Genomic DNA, 15,687 nt, shown 5'->3' with positions numbered 1-15,687 from the left:
CTGAAAATCGAAAGAAGCCCCGGCCGCGTGGTCGGGGCTTCTTCAGTTCGGGGGGCGCTCGGTGAGCGCCGAGTTCGTTCAGTCGACGAGTTCGAGGACGTCGACGGTCTTGCGGCCCTTGCGGGATCCGAACTTGACCGATCCGTCGATCGTCGAGAACAACGTGTCGTCCTTGCCGATCTTGACGTTGTGGCCCGGGTGGAACCGGGTGCCACGCTGACGCACGATGATCGAACCGGCGGTGATCTTCTCACCGTCGAAGGCCTTCACGCCGAGGCGCTGCGCGTTGGAGTCGCGCCCGTTGCGGGTTGAACCGCCACCTTTGGTCTTTGACATGACGTGCTCCTCTGCTCAGCTCGGGGAGATCGAGGTGATCTCGACCATGTGGTACTTCTGACGATGGCCGTAGCGACGGCGGTACGTCGTGGAGTTCTTGTAGGTGAACCCGTTGATCTTGGGTCCCTTGGTCCGTCCGACGATCTTGCCGGTGACCGAGGCCTTCGAGAGTTCGTCAGGGGTCGAGAGAATCGTGTCGCCGTCGACGATCATGACGGGGCGCAGCGACACGTCGCTGCCCTCGTCACCGTCGAGCAACTCGACACGAACCTGCTGACCGGGGGCGACCTTTTCCTGCTTGCCGCCCGAAGCGATGATTGCGTACATAGCGAGGAGCAACACTATCGCCGGGAATGCTCGCCGACACCCTGTGCGACCCGCTCCCCCGCCCGGCGCCCGTCACACCACGTCCGGGACCTCAGCAGACGTCGCAGCTGTCGCCGCCCGGACCCGGTGCGGCCTGGAACTCGACCTGCAACTTCTTCGCGATCGAGCCTGTTGCGACCACGCGCATCGACTCCGCCATGCCGATCAACTGCGGGGTGATCAGGATGCGGAACTTCTCGTGGCGCAGCTTGCGGTACGGCGCCAGGTTCTTGCCCTTGACATTGGTGTCGACCGACACCTCGGCGACCTTGCCTCAACCGGTCGGACGGATGAAGTCGATCGACATCGTTCCGCCCTTCTTCGCCAGCAGCCGTTGCGCGTCATCGGTGATCTCGATCTGCATCGGGTCAGCGTAGGTGGCACCTGCGCGTCTTCGTGATCACTCCAGCATCGAGAAGTCGACCTGGACTCCCCGGCCTTCGCAGTCCGGGCAGATCTCGCTGTACTCGGTGAGCAACCCCTCGCCGATCCGCTTGCGGGTCATCTCGACCAGGCCGAGTTCACCGATGTCGAACACCTGCGATCGGGTCTTGTCGCGAGCGAGCGCGTCACGCAGGACCCCGACGACCTTGGCCCGGTTGTCGCGAATCTCCATGTCGATGAAGTCGATCACGATGATCCCGCCGATGTCGCGTAAGCGCAGCTGCTTCGCGACCTCCTCGGCGGCCTCCATGTTGTTGTGGAAGACCGTCTCTTCGAGGTTCGACTTGCCGACGTTCTTGCCGGTGTTCACGTCGATCACCGTGAGGGCTTCGGTGTGCTCGATGATCAGCGATCCACCGGAGGGCAACCACACCTTGCGATCGAGCGCCTTGTGGACCTGCTCATGGACGTGGAAACGCTCGAACAGCGAGAGCCCCTCGGCCTCGGCGTCGTAGAACTCGATCCGGTCGGCGAGCTCCGGGTTGAACGCGGTGACGTAGTCGCGCAGTTCTTCGTAGAGCCGCTGGTCGTCGATCATGACGCCGCGGTAGTCGGCGCTGAACTCCTCGCGGATCACCCGGACAGCGAGCTCGGGCTCACGTGACAGCAGTGTCGGACGCTGTGCCTTCGCCGCTTTCGCCTCGATGTCGTGCCACTGCTTGAGGAGCAGCGTCATGTCACCGACGAGCTCTTCTTCGGTGGCGTGCTCGGCCGCCGTGCGCACGATCAGACCGTGCTCGTCGGGCTTGACCCGATCGAGAATGTTGCGCAGGCGCTTGCGGACGTCATCGGGAAGTCGCTTCGAGATGCCGTAGGTCTTGGAGTTCGGGATCAGAACGACGAAACGTCCGGGTAGCGAGACCTCCTGCGTGAGCCGAGCACCCTTGTGGGCGATCGGATTCTTCGTGACCTGACACAGGATCATCTGCTTGTTCTTGAGGATGTCCTCGATGCGCGGGTTCTTGCCCTTGACCTCGATGTCGGCGGGGTCGTACTGGACGTCGCTGCGGTAGAGCACCGCGTTCTTCGGAGTCGCGATGTCGACGAAGGCGGCCTCCATTCCCGGCAGCACGTTCTGGACCTTGCCCATGTAGATGTTGCCGTGGATCTGAGCCACATCGTCGGCGGGCCGACTGACGTAGTGCTCGATCAGGTTGCGGCCCTCGAGCACGGCGACCTGGGCCATGCCCGGGCGCACCTGCACGCACATGAAGTACCGGCCGACGGGCTTGCCGTTGCGTTCGCGCCCCTTGCGTTGCTCGAGGAATGCCTCGGGGTCGGCCGACTGGCGCTCGCGGCCCTTTCCACGCCCGCGGCGACTCTTCTTTCCGCCGCCCGACTTGTCCTTGGAACCGGCGTCGCCCGTTCCAGCCTTGTCGGTCGACGCGTTCTGCTGGCGGCTCTCGGACATGTCGGACGAACTTCCGCCGCCCTTGCCCTTCCCGCCGCGCCGCCGGCGCTTCGAGCCACCGCTGCGTTCCTTCGGCGCGTCGTCACCCGAGCCGGACGCTCGACCGGGTGGTGGAGAACTCGGAACCGGCATCGTGTCGCCGATCTGGGGTTTGCGTACGAGCGCCTTCTCGGACGCCTCGGCCGACGGGCGGCCCTCGGAGATCTTCTCCGGGAGTTCGACGTCGTTGCGGTCGTCGTTGCCGACAGGTCGGTCGCCGCTCGCCTCGCGGCGACCGCGCTGTGCACGGTCGTCGGATCGTCGCTCGTCGGAGTCAGTTGACCCGCTGCGCCCCTGATCGTTGGGCGCCGCGGTGTCTGGCGCGGTGCTCTGGTCGTTGTCCATGATGGAGCGAATCCCTTCTCAGGAGCGGCGACGCGTGTCGCTGCTCCGTCACCCGGGTCGGGCCGCTGAGCGGGCGGACCCCGGCATTCGTGATGTTGGTACCGCCGCATCGGCTGATGGGGCGGGTCGTCGAGGTCGACACCACCGACGCCGCGCCGGCGAAATGCGCCGGTCCGGGGGTGGTTTCATCGGTGTCGATCACTGGCGGGTCATCCTACTGGGCCAACGGTCACACCCGATGGACCCGCCACGAGACACAGCAAGCCGAGCGCGAACGCGCATCCTGGTGGCACGATCTCAACATCCCGACCGAGAAGGCGACGGCCAGATCGCCCATCCGAGCGCAGCGAGCTCGGCCGCCATGCCGAGAAAAGGCGGATCCTCGACGTCAGCCGAGGTCAGGCGCCGCCAGGCGCCTGCGCGTCAGCGCATCCGCCGCATGTGCACGCTCTGCACGAGGCCGAACATGGCGAAGTACACGATCAGCCCGGAACCGCCGTAGCTGATGAACGGCAGCGGCAGACCGGTGACCGGCATGATCTTCAGAGTCATCCCGATGTTCTGGAACGTCTGCCAGAGCAGCATCACGAAGACGCCGGCGCACAGATACGTACCCAGTAGGTCCCGCGAGAGATGGGCGATGCGCCAGATCCGGACGAGACACACCGCCATCAGCGCGAGCACGACGGCGCATCCCACGAGCCCGAACTGTTCGCCGACGGCTGCGAACGGGAAGTCGGCCCACATCACCGGGATGTCACCATCGTTGGTGAGCGGGCCCTTCAGGTAGCCCTTGCCCCAGACTCCCCCGGTGCCCAGGGCGCGCATCGCATTGTCGACCTGGTACGTGTCGCTCGAGTTCACCGCGTCGGGATTGATCAGGGCGCGGATTCGTGCGAGCTGATACGAGTTGACGAGCCGTCCGAAGAAGGCCGCAGCGACGGTTGCAAGCGACAGGAACGAGATCAGGAAGATGTAGCGCAGCTTGGCTCCGGCGACCAGCAGGACGCCCATCGCGATCGAGACGATCACCGACGCCGACCCGAGGTCGGGCTGCACGATGATCAACACCGCCGGGATGCCGACGATGATCAGCCCGCCGAGGAAGCGCGCATACGACACCTCTTCGCTGCGTTCCTCGGCCAGGAACGTGGCGAGCATCAGCAGGGTGGTCAGCTTGGCGAACTCGGCCGGCTGGAAGTTGATCGGTCCGAGGTCGAACGCGATCAGCGCCTGCCCCTGGACGACGGCCAGCGCCAGCAGCAGGACCAGGCTGACGATCGTGAAGATGTACAGGGTTCGCGCGCGCTCCTTCCAGTACTCGTAATCGACGCTCATCATGATCGACATCGCGACGATGCCGAGGATCGCGAAGACGACCTGTTTCGTGACGAGGTCGTACTCGTTGGTGAACCGCAACCGAGTCGCGGAGAACACGACGAAGCATCCGATCACCGCCAGGAGGGCCTGAGCGGTCAGGAGGACCCAGTCGATGTTGCGCGTGGGGTCGGCCGGACTCGCCCTGATGTTGCCCAGACCCGAATCGGGCTTGCGGGAGAGGAACGAGGTGGACATGTCGATCGGTCGATGCTGTACGGGCGAACGCCGTCAGATCACTCGGTGACGGCGGTCGGCGAGAAACGACCTGCATAGCACGATTGATCGGCGAGGTGGTTCGACTCGGCCGGTTTCAACACCGAGGTGTCCAACGGATCGGACAGCTCGACCGCTTCTGCGGGGGCCATTCCGGACAGTTGGAGGAAGATGCATTTGACCACGGGGCCGGCCGCCTGCGAGCCGTACCCCGCCTTCTCGAGATACGCGGACACCGTGAACGGGCGCTCCGGGTCGACGCTGAACGCGGCGAACGCCGAGGAGTCGTTCCACGGGTAGTTGCCGGCGCCCTGCGCGGTGCCCGTCTTGCCGGCAACCGGAATCGCACTCGACGGATAGGTGTAGAAGAGCTTCTCACCGGTGGTCGAATGGTAGTAGTCGCTCGTGGTTCCCGGCCCGGTGATTACACGACGTAACCCGGTGGTGATCTCGCGCTGGATCTCCTCGGGCATCGCGATCTGGCGGACGAGATCGCCGCGCAGGTTCGGCTCCTCGGCGAAGCGCGCCTGGGACAGGTCGGCGTACCCGGGCTCCACGTCGTCGGGAACGCCCGGTTCGTAGACGGCCTTGACGATCTCGGGGCGCATCACGAACCCGCCGTTCGCGATCGTGGCGTACCCGGTCGCGAGTTGGAGAGGAGACGCCGACAGCAGCCCCTGTCCGATCGCGAGTTGGACGTTGTCACCGGTGAAGTATCCGGAACCTTCGTCCTCGCTGATCACACCGAGCTCGCCGTAGCGGGCCTTCAGTTCCTTGTCGGGCACCGTCCCGTCGAACTCGAAGGGCAGGTCGATTCCGGTGTCGGCACCGAATCCGAACATGCGCACCTGCTCCTGGAGGATCGGCTCGTAGTCGTTCGCGACCATGATGTCCTCACCGATGCGGTAGAAGAACGCATCGCTCGACACCGCCAGGGCGGTCTCGACATCGACCATTCCGTACACGCACGGCCGACCGGTACCCGAACATGTGGCGTTCTTGAACACGCAGCGCACGGCCCCCGAATTGCACTGATCCTCCTCGATCGAGGTCATCTGATACGTGCCGGTGTCGCGGTAGTAGTCGCCCGTGGAGAGCAGACCCGTGTTCAACGCCGCGTACGCCGTGAACGGTTTGAAGGTCGATCCGAGGTTGTAACGACCCTGGATCGCCCGGTTGACCAGGATCGACTTGTCGGGGTCGATCTTCGTCCCGTCCTCGTTCTTCGATGGGAAGACCTGCTCGAACTCGTCGATCGACAGGCCCGCCTCGAACCACCGATTGTCGAAGGTCGGGTAGCTGGCGAGTGCGACGATGTGGCCGTTCTCGTGGTTCTCGACGACCACCGCACCGGCCGGCGCCTTGTACGCGACCTCAGCGGGATAGTCGGTGAAGAAGCGCGTCTTGAAGTCGGTCTCGGGATCGAGCCCATTGCGTGCCGTCTCGAGCTGACGCAACTTGAGTTGGCTCTCCAGCGCCTGCTCGGCGTACTGCTGCTGGTCGAGATCGATCGTCAGCTGGATGTCGTTGCCGTTGACGGCCGGGATGCGTTCTATCTCGCGCACGATCTGGCTCGACTTGTCGACCTCGTAGACGACCTTGCCGGGGGTTCCGTGGAGTTCTTCCTCCATGGAGAGTTCGATCCCGAACTTTCCGACGCGCTCGATCAGCTGGTAGCCGTCGTCGAGGTACGCGTCCTTGGTCTCGGCGGTGATGCGGCCCATGTAGCCCACGACGTGGCTGGCGAGTGGCGCGAACGGGTACACCCGTCGTGCCTCTTCCATGATCTGAACGCCCGGGAGGTCCTCCACACGCTCGAGAATCGCGGCGGCCGTCGGCTCGTCGATGTCCTCGATCACGGGCATCGGCAGGAACGGGCTGTACACCTGACTGTCGAAGCGTTCTTCCATCTCCTCGACCGGCACATCGATCCATCCGGACAGCCGGCGGAAGATCTCCGCTCGGTCGTCATCGCGACGGATGACATCCCAGTCGACGGCGACGGTCAACACGCGTTCGTTGTCGGCCAGGATCCGTCCGTCGGAATCGAAGATCCGTCCGCGTTCCGGGAGCAACGGCACCTCACGGCGCTTCGTCTGCTCGACCTCCTGCTGCAACCCCTCCTGCTCGACGGTCTGCAAGAACCACAGTCGGGCACCGACGAGTCCGAACAGCATCGTCCCCACGAGCGCGAGGACGCCGAGTCGGGTCGCGCGCTTGTCCATGGCCATCCGAACAGTCTGCCCGTCACACAACCGTCATGTGCATCATGGCGCCAGAAGCTCGACGGTTGTGCGTCACCCTCAGCGTCCAGACGCTACACGGGAGGTTGTTCGGTCGGCGCGGTCCATTCCGCTCCCCGGATCCTCAGGCACCATCGACTGAGCGGGATCAGGAGCGGTGACAGCAGCGCGCCCGACACGGTCACGATGAACAGGACCTTGCCCATGTTCGCCGGCCACGGGTGTTCCTCGCCGATGAACAGCCGAACGACCGACTGCATCGTCTCTCCCGCGGCACAACCCAATCCAACGAAGATCGCCTGCAACCACCACTGCGGATCGGCGGCCACGAGCGCGAGGAGACCGGCCACGACACCGGCGATCGTGAAGGCGATCGCCGTCGATCCGAGTGGTGTGCCCTGGGTGAGGTCGACCATCGCTCCGAGCACGAACCCGGCAACCGCTCCCCGCTCCGAGCCACCGCTGGCACCCGCTGCCGCAGCGAACGCGAGCACCAACTGCACGATCACACCGGAGATCTTGATCTCGACGAAGACGGTGCGCTGGATCGCCAACAGCAGCATCCCCACGGGGATCAGCCGGATCAGCGAGCTCTGGACGAATGCAGCGATCATCGAAAGGTCGCCGGCTACTCGACGTCGTCGATCTCGGCGACCTCGGTCAACGGCTGATAGAGCACGACGCGGACGAAGTTCAACTTGTCGAGGTCGGCGTTCAGTTCGATCTCGAGGAGCGGCCCGGCCACCCCGTTGCGGTCGGCGCGGTTGATGACACGACCGACCGGGATGTTCGGCGGCGCGAGACTCTCCGAGCCGCCCGCTGTCTCGATCAGGTCGCCGACCTGGAGCTCGGCGAGCGACGGGATGTCCTGCAGGAAACGCACCTGCGGGGGACGACCGTTCCCGCGTCCCTGCAGCACCCCGAACTCCTTCTCGAGCTGTTCGGGTTCTGGCGGCAGCGTGGTCGTGGTGGTGGTCTCCGTCGGCTCGAGTATCTCGATCGGGTTGCCATCGGCATCGAGCGGGTCCGGTGCCTGGATCGGGACGCCGTCATCGTTGGTCTCGACGACCGCTTCGACCGGGATTCCCTCGGCGACCGTCGTGATCGTCGCCTGCAATCGGTTGCCGTCCGCGTCGACGACCGCGAGGTTGCCCTCGGCATCGTCGACGATGGTCGCATCGATCGGGTTGTCATCGGCATCGACCACGGGCACTTCTTCGGGAGGCGTTTCCACATTCGCCGGGTCGTTCGGGTCTCCCGACTGGGGCAGAACGACGTCGTCCGCGAAGACGTCCTGGGGCGACGTCCCGGGCGGTGCTTCCTCGGCGGCGGCCTGTTCGGCGGCAGCCTCCTCGGCAGCGGCCTGTTCCGCCGCTGCCTGCTCCGCTGCCTGCTCCGCCTCCGATTGCTCGACGAGTTCCTCGTTCTCGTCGTCGCTGCGCCCGGACGGGGTCGTGTTGGCCGGGTCCTCGACCTCGAGGTCGCCGGTGCCGGCGAGGATCTCGACGGGGATCGAGTACCGCGGATCGGTCACCAGCATCACCGTCGACGTCGTGGCGTTCGCAATGGTGATCTTGCCGATCAGACCGGCCTGGTTGACCACGGGCATGCCGACGGCGATCCCGTGATCGGTGCCCTTGTTGATCTCGACGACCTGGTCGATGTTGTTGTTCGCGCCGCCGACGACCTGCGCCTTGGAGGTCTCGATTCCCGACAGGGACGGAAGGTTGTTCAGCGCGAGCAGCAGCTGGTAGTCGATGATGCTCGCCTCGGCCGCGGCCTGCGTGCCCCGCTGGCGGTCGATCTCGTCACTCAGCGCTTGGTTCTCACGCTCGAGGTTGTCGTAGTTGGTGTACGAGCTCCACGCCCGTTGGACCGGAGCGGTGGCCACGTCGACCGCCTGCTCGACGGGCGCCATCGCGCGGGAGAATCCGTCGCGAACGGTGTCGAGCACCGCATTTCCGCGCAGATCCAGGGTCAGGAGCAGTGCGCCGGTGAGCAGCAGCGCGAGGATGACGCGTCGACGACCGACGGTGTAGATGGCCATGAGCTGGACCGAACCCGGGCGGTGGGTTTCAGTCTTCGCCGCCCATCGACATCAGGCCGCGCATCGCATCGATGTTCTCGAGCGCGCGGCCGGATCCGATGACGACGCTGTAGAGGGGCTCGTCGGCAACGCGGATCGGCATGCCGGTCTCGTGGGTGAGCCGTTCGTCGAGTCCACCGATGAGCGCGCCGCCACCGGTGATCGTGATGCCGTCCTCCATGATGTCCGCCGCGAGTTCGGGTGGTGTCTTGTCGAGCGTGGTCTTCACGGCGTCAACGATGGCAGAGATCGGCTCGGCAAGGGCTTCACGAACGTGTTCGGTCGTGAGTTGGATCGTGCGCGGGAGGCCCGAGATCAGGTCCCGCCCGCGAATGTCCGCGGTCAGTTCTTCCTCCAGCGGCCAGGCGGTCCCCATCTGGATCTTGATCTCCTCGGCGGTGCGGTCACCGATCGCGAGCGAGAACTCCTTCTTGACGTACTGCAGTACCGCGTCGTCGAGTTCGTCGCCGGCGACCCGGACGGATTGTGCCGTGACGATTCCCCCGAGTGAGATCACGGCGACCTCGGTCGTGCCACCGCCGATGTCGACGATCATGTTGCCCGACGGCTCGTGGACCGGGAGGTCCGCGCCGATCGCTGCGGCCATCGGCTCCTCGATGATGTGTACGGGCTTGCGCGCACCGGCGTATTCGGCCGCGTCCTGCACCGCACGCTGCTCCACACCGGTGATGCCCGACGGCACACAGATCACCATGCGCGGCTTGCTCCACTTCGATGCGTGGACCTTCTGGATGAAGTAGCGGAGCATCTTCTCGCATACTTCGAAGTCGGCGATGACGCCGTCCTTCAACGGTCGGATCGCCTTGATGTGGTTCGGGGTGCGCCCCATCATCCGCTTCGCCTCGAGCCCGACGGCGACGGGACGACCGTCGTTGACGTTGATCGCGACGACGGAGGGTTCGTCCAGCACGACGCCTTGGCCGCGGACGTAGATGAGTGTGTTCGCCGTGCCGAGGTCGATGGCGAGGTCACGCCCCAGACTGAGTGGGTTGTTGCGGGCCACGTCGGGCCCTCCCTTCGCGAGCTGTGTTGGTGGTTGCGAGCGGGCACGCCAACGGCGCCACACTGGTCTGCGATCTGAAACTACTTCGATCGGGCGCAGAGGTCGCCCGCCGGAGGAAAATGTTACAGATTCGGGAAGAAGATCCCGATCTCACGCTGTGCCGACTCGAGCGAGTCGCTGCCGTGGACCAGGTTCTCCGTGAACAGGATTCCGAGATCGCCCCGGATGGTTCCCGGTGCCGCATCGCGAGGGTTGGTGGTGCCCATCATCGTGCGCACGACCTGCCAGGTGTCCTGGGGACCCTCGACGACGAGCGCCACGACGGGGCCACGGCTCATGAACTCGACGAGTTCGCCGTAGAAGCCCTTGCCCACGTGCTCTTCGTAGTGGCGGGCCAGGGTGTCGGCATCGAGCGAGCGCAGGTCCATCGCGACGACGTCGAGGTTCTTCGCCTCGAAGCGCGACACGATCTCACCGACGAGCTTGCGCTCCACGGCATCGGGCTTCAACAGGACGAGGGTGCGATCAGACATGGCTGTCGAATCTATCCCCGCCATCCGGTGTCAGGCACACGATGACCGACGCCACTCCGTCAGCCGGCCTCAGTTGGCGTGGCGACAACTGGTGTCAGGCACCAGCTGTCCGGGCGTCCAGGTCCCGCTCGAACGCGAGGATCGATTTCGCTCGTGCGACCAGGTCGTGCGTCGGGCCGATTCCTGAGCAACGCCGCCGAGCGCGTTCGATGGAGCGGGCGGCCGACTCCGGCTCGAGGTGGACGACCGTGTCGATGTGGTGCGCAGCGACGCCTGCTTCGATCGCCAGATGGGTGTGCGCCGCTCTGACTTCGGTCTCGGTGTTGACGGCGGGGCCGGCGAGCCGGGCCGTCTGCAGAGCGTCCATGATGTCCTCCTGCACGACATCGTCGATCAATCGCTCCTGGTTCAAGCGACCGGGATCTCTCGCTTGCTCGACGAACCTTTCGAGACGGCCGGGGTCACGGCCGAAGAACGAGGTGACAGCGTCGGTTCGTACCCAGTCCGGCGACCCCGCCGCCATCCCCAACGAGGCGGCCAGTCCCGACCATGGATACTCGGCCAGTGGTTGCTGCCAACCCAGGTCGATCGGATTGGCGTTGATGTAGCGGAAGAGCCAGACGAGATGCGGCTCACGCTGGACGGCGACCGCATGGAATCGCCCGCGGAAGATCGCACCGTCGACTCCGCGCTGCCAGTTCACCAAACGCGTGAAACGCGACCCCAACCAGCACATGGCCTCGGACAGCCGCCCTGACGCCGAACGGACGAGAAGGTGGTAGTGGTTGCCCATCAGGCAGTAGGCATGAATTTCGACGCCGAAACGGTCGTCGAGTTCGGAAAGCAGATCGACGAATGCGGCTCGCTCGTCGTCGCTCCAGAACACCCTTCGGCGTCCGGATCCGCGGTTCATCACGTGGTGCCAGTCGCCCGGCGAGTCGGCTCTGAGCATGCGTCCCATGGCTTCGATCCTGACGACCGGGTACCTCAGAGTGCACGAGCGGCTCCCGACAACTGGTGCCTGACACCAGTTGTCGGTCTGTCGATGGGCGTCAGTTGGCGTGGCGTTGGAGCGTGGCGCGGGCGGCGCCGGCGGTGTAGAGGCTGCCGGCAACGAGGATGGCGTCGTCTCCGTCGGCGTACTCGGTGGCGCGGACACACGCCTCCTCGACCGTGTCGAAGCTCACGACGTGGTCGCAGCCGAGTTCCTCCGCTGCCCTGGCCAGATCCGCAGCCGGAATCCCTCTCGGCGTCGGCGCGGTCGCGACGAACACGATGTCGAACTCGTCGGCGCGAAGTGCGGCCAGCATCTCGAGCGGATCGCGAGTCGTCCCGGCGACGAGGATGCGACGGCCATCGGGATGGAAGTCGCCGAAGAACACCGAGGCGCACGTGTCGGCACCGACCGGGTTGTGGGCGCCATCGACGATCACCAGCGGCTGGCGGCCGAGTACTTCGAAACGGCCGGCCATCGACACCTCGGCGAAAGCTTCGATCACGACGTCCTCGGGCAGCGGTGCGGCGAAGAAGGTCTCGACGGCAGCGAGCGCGAGGACGGCGTTGTCGCCCTGATGCGCACCGTTGAGGGGCAGGAAGATGTCGGTGTAGATCGTCGTCGGCGTCCGCAGGTCGAGCATGCGCCCGTTGACGGCGAGCGCATTGCTCAACGTCGCGAAGTCCTCGTCACGGACGAACGTCGTCGCTCCCCCGGCCTCGCGGAAGATGTCGACGAGGTCCGGGTCGGTCTCACCGACGATCACGGCCGAGCCCGGCTTGACGATGCCCGACTTCTCGAGTGCCACGTCACGAATCGACGGACCGGCGAACTCGTTGTGATCCATCCCGATGTTCGTGATCACGGCGACTTGTGATTCGACGATGTTGGTCGCGTCCCATCGGCCGAGCAGCCCGACCTCGATGACCATCACGTCGACCGCGATGTCGGCGAACCACCGGAACGCCGCGGCGGTGAGAATCTCGAAGTACCCGGGATCCTGGCCGACGAGCGGCGCGATCTCGGCGACCGCGCTGATCTGCTCGGCCAGGTCCTCTTCGGTGATCTGCTCACCGTTGCGCTTGAAGCGCTCGGTGACGTCCTCGAGGTGGGGGCTCGTGTACGTGCCGACGGTGAGTCCCTGGGCGACCAGCAGTCGAGAGATGATCTGGACGGTCGACCCCTTGCCGTTCGTCCCGGTGACGTGGATCACCGGAGCGCTCAGATGGGGGTCACCGAGCGCTGAGCAGATCGCCGTGATCGGTTCGATCGACGGCGAGTCGATCCGACCGGTCTTGTCGTACGACGTGTGCTCGTCGAGATACGCAAGCGCTTCCTGGAAATCCATCGGTGTCCTGTCTCAGGTCGAAAATGCGCGTCGGTGCCTGGCACCGACGCGCATTTCAGGAGGCGGCTTTGCGCTGGCGGGCGGCCTTGCGGGGCACGAGCGTCGGGTTGACCTTCGAGGTGACCGTCTCGGCGTCGATGACGACCTTGCCGATGTCGGTGCGCCCCGGGAGGTCGTACATCGTCTCGAGCAGCACCTCTTCGAGGATCGCCCGCAGCCCGCGGGCACCGGTCGCGCGGAGCAACGCCTGATCGGCGATCGCGTCCAGACCGTCCTCGGTGAACTCGAGCTCGACGTCTTCGAAACTGAAGATCTTCTCGTACTGCTTGATCAGGCTGTTCTTCGGTTCGGTCAGAATCGCGATGAGCGCCTCCTTGTCGAGCGAGCGCACCGCTCCGACCATCGGCAGGCGACCGATGAACTCGGGGATCATCCCGAACTTCACGAGGTCCTCGGGCAGCACCTGCGCGAACAGTTCACCCGGATCGCGATCGATGTGGCTGCGCACCGTGTGGTTGAAGCCGACACCCTTCTGACCGATCCGGTTCTCGATGATGTCGTCGAGCCCGGCGAACGCACCACCGAGGATGAACAACACGTTCGTGGTGTCGATCTGGATGAACTCCTGGTGCGGGTGCTTGCGCCCGCCCTGGGGCGGCACCGATGCCTGGGTCCCCTCGAGGATCTTCAGCAGCGCCTGCTGGACGCCTTCGCCCGAGACGTCACGGGTGATCGACGGGTTCTCGCTCTTGCGCGCCACCTTGTCGATCTCGTCGATGTAGACGATTCCGCTCTCGGCGCGCTTGACGTCGAAGTCGGCCGCCTGGATCAACTTCAGCAGGATGTTCTCGACGTCCTCGCCGACGTATCCGGCCTCGGTGAGCGCGGTGGCGTCGGCCACGGCGAACGGCACGTTCAACTGACGGGCGAGGGTCTGGGCGAGGTGGGTCTTGCCGCAGCCGGTCGGACCGAGCAGCAGGATGTTCGACTTGGCGAGTTCGACCTCGTCGCGGCGACCGACCGTGTTCTCGTTGTCCGCCTGGTGCTGGATCCGGCGGTAGTGGTTGTACACCGCAACCGACAGGATCTTCTTCGCATCGTCCTGGCCGACCACGTAGTCGTCGAGGAACGCGCGGACCTCGCGCGGGTTCGGCAGCGAATCGAAACTGACGTCTGCGGTCTCGGTGAGTTCTTCCTCGATGATCTCGTTACAGAGATCGATGCACTCGTCGCAGATGTACACGCCCGGTCCGGCGATCAACTTCTTGACCTGCTTCTGCGACTTGCCACAGAACGAGCACTTCAACAGTTCGCCGGTGTCACCGAATTTCGCCACTGTCGATCTCTCCTCCACTCACTGCTCTGGTCGTCCGACGTACGGACGACGGCCTCACATTGTGCAACATCTGGGGACCTCATGCGAGGACCGAGCGGATTCAGCGGATCGGGCCACCCCGGTCGACGGATTCGCGGGACGAGATCACCTGGTCGATGATGCCGTACTCCAAGGCCTCCTGAGCCTCCATGACGAAGTCGCGGTCGGTGTCGGTGTGGATCTTCTCGACCGTCTGGCCGGTGTGCTCGGAGAGGATGCCGTCGAGGATCTCGCGCATCCGCTGGATCTCCGAGGCTGCCAGTTCGAGGTCGGTGACCTGGCCGTATCCGACCTGTCCGGACGGCTGGTGCAGGAGCACCCGCGCGTGGGGCAGCGCCAGGCGTTTGCCCTTGGTGCCCGCTGCGAGCAGCACGGCTGCGGCCGATGCGGCCTGGCCGAGGCAGATCGTCGCGATGTCGTTCTTGATGAACTGCATCGTGTCGTAGATCGCGAAGAGCGCCGTGATGTCGCCACCCGGGCTGTTGATGTAGATGTTGATGTCCTTGTCGGGATTCTCCGACTCGAGGAAGATCAGCTGCGCCGAGATCAGGCTCGCGACGGTGTCGTCGACCGGGGTCTGCAAGAAGATGATGTTCTCCTTGAGCAGCCGGCTGTAGAGGTCGTACGCACGCTCACCGCGAGCCGTCTGCTCGACGACGTTGGGAACCATGTAGTTCGTGGCGTCGAGTTCCATCAGGATTCATCCTCCGTGGCTTCGGTGTCGGTGGCTTCGGTCTCCGCGGGGTCGGCCTCGGTGTCCTCGGTGGCCTCGGCCTCGATCGCGTCGGCGTCACCGCCGTGGTCGTGATCATGATCGTGGTCGTGGTCGTGATCGTCGTGGGTGTGGCCGATCAGCGCATCACGATCGAGTTCATTGCCGTTCTCGTCGACATAGGTCGCGCTGTGGACCAGGAAGTCGAAGGCCTTCGACTTCTGGATCTGCGACACGAGTTCGGACACGGCGTCGTTCTGCTCGTACGCCCGGCGGATCTCCTTCGCCTTCTGGCCGTACTGCATCGCGAGGCGTGCGTATTCGCGCTCGATCTCGTCGTCGCTCACCTCGATGCTCTCACCGACGGCGATCGCCCGCAGTGCGAGGTCGACCTTGACGGCCTCCTCCGACTGCCCGCGCATCCCCTCGACGAAACTCTCCGGGTCCTGCCCGGTGGCCTGCATCCACTGTTCGAAGTCGATGCCCTGGGCCTGGAACTGCTGGATCGTTCCCTGCACCCGCTGGTTGAGGTCGTTGGCGACCATCGGCTCGGGAATCTCGATCTCGACGAGCTCGGCGAGGGCGCCGTTGATCTTCGTGCCGGCCTGCTGGCGCGCCGTGCTGAGCTTCTGCTCGCTCAGCGACTCGCGCAGGCTCTCGGTCCAGGCCTCGACGGTCTCGAAGTCCTCGACGTTCTCCTCGACCCACTCGTCGGTGAGCTCGGGGAGTTCACGGACCTGCACCATCTGGACGGTGACCGTGAAGTCAGCCGCCTCGTCGGTGCCCTTCGGCGTGGACTCGAACTCGAGCGTGTCGCCCGCCGATGCGCCGACGAGGT

Annotated in this window: 15 protein-coding genes; all 15 read right to left on the bottom strand. The window is 65.1% G+C overall.

From position 1 onward, the window contains the following. Positions 1-78 precede the first annotated feature (78 nt). Positions 79-336 (bottom strand): 50S ribosomal protein L27, encoded by a 258-nt coding sequence (gene rpmA / locus WBV89_RS06060; protein WP_423980440.1) that lies wholly within the window; start codon positions 334-336, stop codon positions 79-81. Between the two features lie 15 nt (positions 337-351). Then, a complete protein-coding gene (rplU, locus tag WBV89_RS06055; RefSeq protein WP_423980439.1) occupies positions 352-663 on the bottom strand; it encodes a 50S ribosomal protein L21 in 312 nt (103 codons plus the stop codon). Positions 664-754: 91 nt separating this feature from the next. Then, a complete protein-coding gene (locus WBV89_RS06050; RefSeq protein ID WP_423980438.1) occupies positions 755-961 on the bottom strand; it encodes a hypothetical protein in 207 nt (68 codons plus the stop codon). Between the two features lie 141 nt (positions 962-1,102). Beyond that, entirely contained in the window at positions 1,103-2,941 is a 1,839-nt protein-coding gene (locus WBV89_RS06045) for an Rne/Rng family ribonuclease (RefSeq protein ID WP_423980437.1), read from the bottom strand. A 423-nt stretch (positions 2,942-3,364) separates the two neighbouring features. Further along, entirely contained in the window at positions 3,365-4,516 is a 1,152-nt protein-coding gene (locus tag WBV89_RS06040; RefSeq protein WP_423980436.1) for an FtsW/RodA/SpoVE family cell cycle protein, read from the bottom strand. A gap of 38 nt (positions 4,517-4,554) precedes the next feature. Further along, positions 4,555-6,765 (bottom strand): penicillin-binding transpeptidase domain-containing protein, encoded by a 2,211-nt coding sequence (locus WBV89_RS06035; RefSeq protein ID WP_423980435.1) that lies wholly within the window; start codon positions 6,763-6,765, stop codon positions 4,555-4,557. Between the two features lie 86 nt (positions 6,766-6,851). Further along, positions 6,852-7,391, bottom strand: coding sequence for a rod shape-determining protein MreD (gene mreD / locus WBV89_RS06030; protein WP_423980434.1), 540 nt, complete (start codon positions 7,389-7,391; stop codon positions 6,852-6,854). A 14-nt stretch (positions 7,392-7,405) separates the two neighbouring features. Next, complete coding sequence (locus WBV89_RS06025; RefSeq protein WP_423980433.1) at positions 7,406-8,824, bottom strand: rod shape-determining protein MreC; 1,419 nt, start codon at positions 8,822-8,824, stop codon at positions 7,406-7,408. Between the two features lie 28 nt (positions 8,825-8,852). Further along, entirely contained in the window at positions 8,853-9,887 is a 1,035-nt protein-coding gene (locus WBV89_RS06020; protein ID WP_423980432.1) for a rod shape-determining protein, read from the bottom strand. A gap of 122 nt (positions 9,888-10,009) precedes the next feature. Continuing rightward, a complete protein-coding gene (gene ndk, locus WBV89_RS06015; RefSeq protein ID WP_423980431.1) occupies positions 10,010-10,420 on the bottom strand; it encodes a nucleoside-diphosphate kinase in 411 nt (136 codons plus the stop codon). Positions 10,421-10,514: 94 nt separating this feature from the next. Next, positions 10,515-11,381, bottom strand: coding sequence for a transposase (locus tag WBV89_RS06010; protein WP_423980430.1), 867 nt, complete (start codon positions 11,379-11,381; stop codon positions 10,515-10,517). 91 nt (positions 11,382-11,472) lie between these two features. Next, positions 11,473-12,762, bottom strand: coding sequence for a bifunctional folylpolyglutamate synthase/dihydrofolate synthase (locus WBV89_RS06005; protein ID WP_423980429.1), 1,290 nt, complete (start codon positions 12,760-12,762; stop codon positions 11,473-11,475). Between the two features lie 55 nt (positions 12,763-12,817). Further along, positions 12,818-14,098 carry an ATP-dependent Clp protease ATP-binding subunit ClpX gene (clpX, locus tag WBV89_RS06000; RefSeq protein WP_423980428.1) on the bottom strand — a complete coding sequence of 427 codons (1,281 nt, stop codon included), beginning with the start codon at positions 14,096-14,098 and terminating at the stop codon, positions 12,818-12,820. 100 nt (positions 14,099-14,198) lie between these two features. Continuing rightward, the gene (locus WBV89_RS05995) at positions 14,199-14,831 is read right to left on the bottom strand and encodes an ATP-dependent Clp protease proteolytic subunit (RefSeq protein ID WP_423980427.1); all 633 of its coding nucleotides are present in this window, start codon (positions 14,829-14,831) and stop codon (positions 14,199-14,201) included. Continuing rightward, positions 14,831-15,687, bottom strand: an 857-nt coding sequence (locus WBV89_RS05990) for a hypothetical protein (protein WP_423980426.1), incomplete at its 5' end; no start/stop codon positions are given. The genes WBV89_RS05995 and WBV89_RS05990, both read right to left, overlap by 1 nt.

Origin of the sequence: Ilumatobacter sp. (assembly GCF_049588435.1) — a bacterium.
Taxonomy (GTDB): domain Bacteria; phylum Actinomycetota; class Acidimicrobiia; order Acidimicrobiales; family Ilumatobacteraceae; genus Ilumatobacter_A.
The sequence above is the reverse complement of the archived record's forward strand: the minus strand, read 5'-3'. Positions and strand labels throughout refer to the sequence as shown.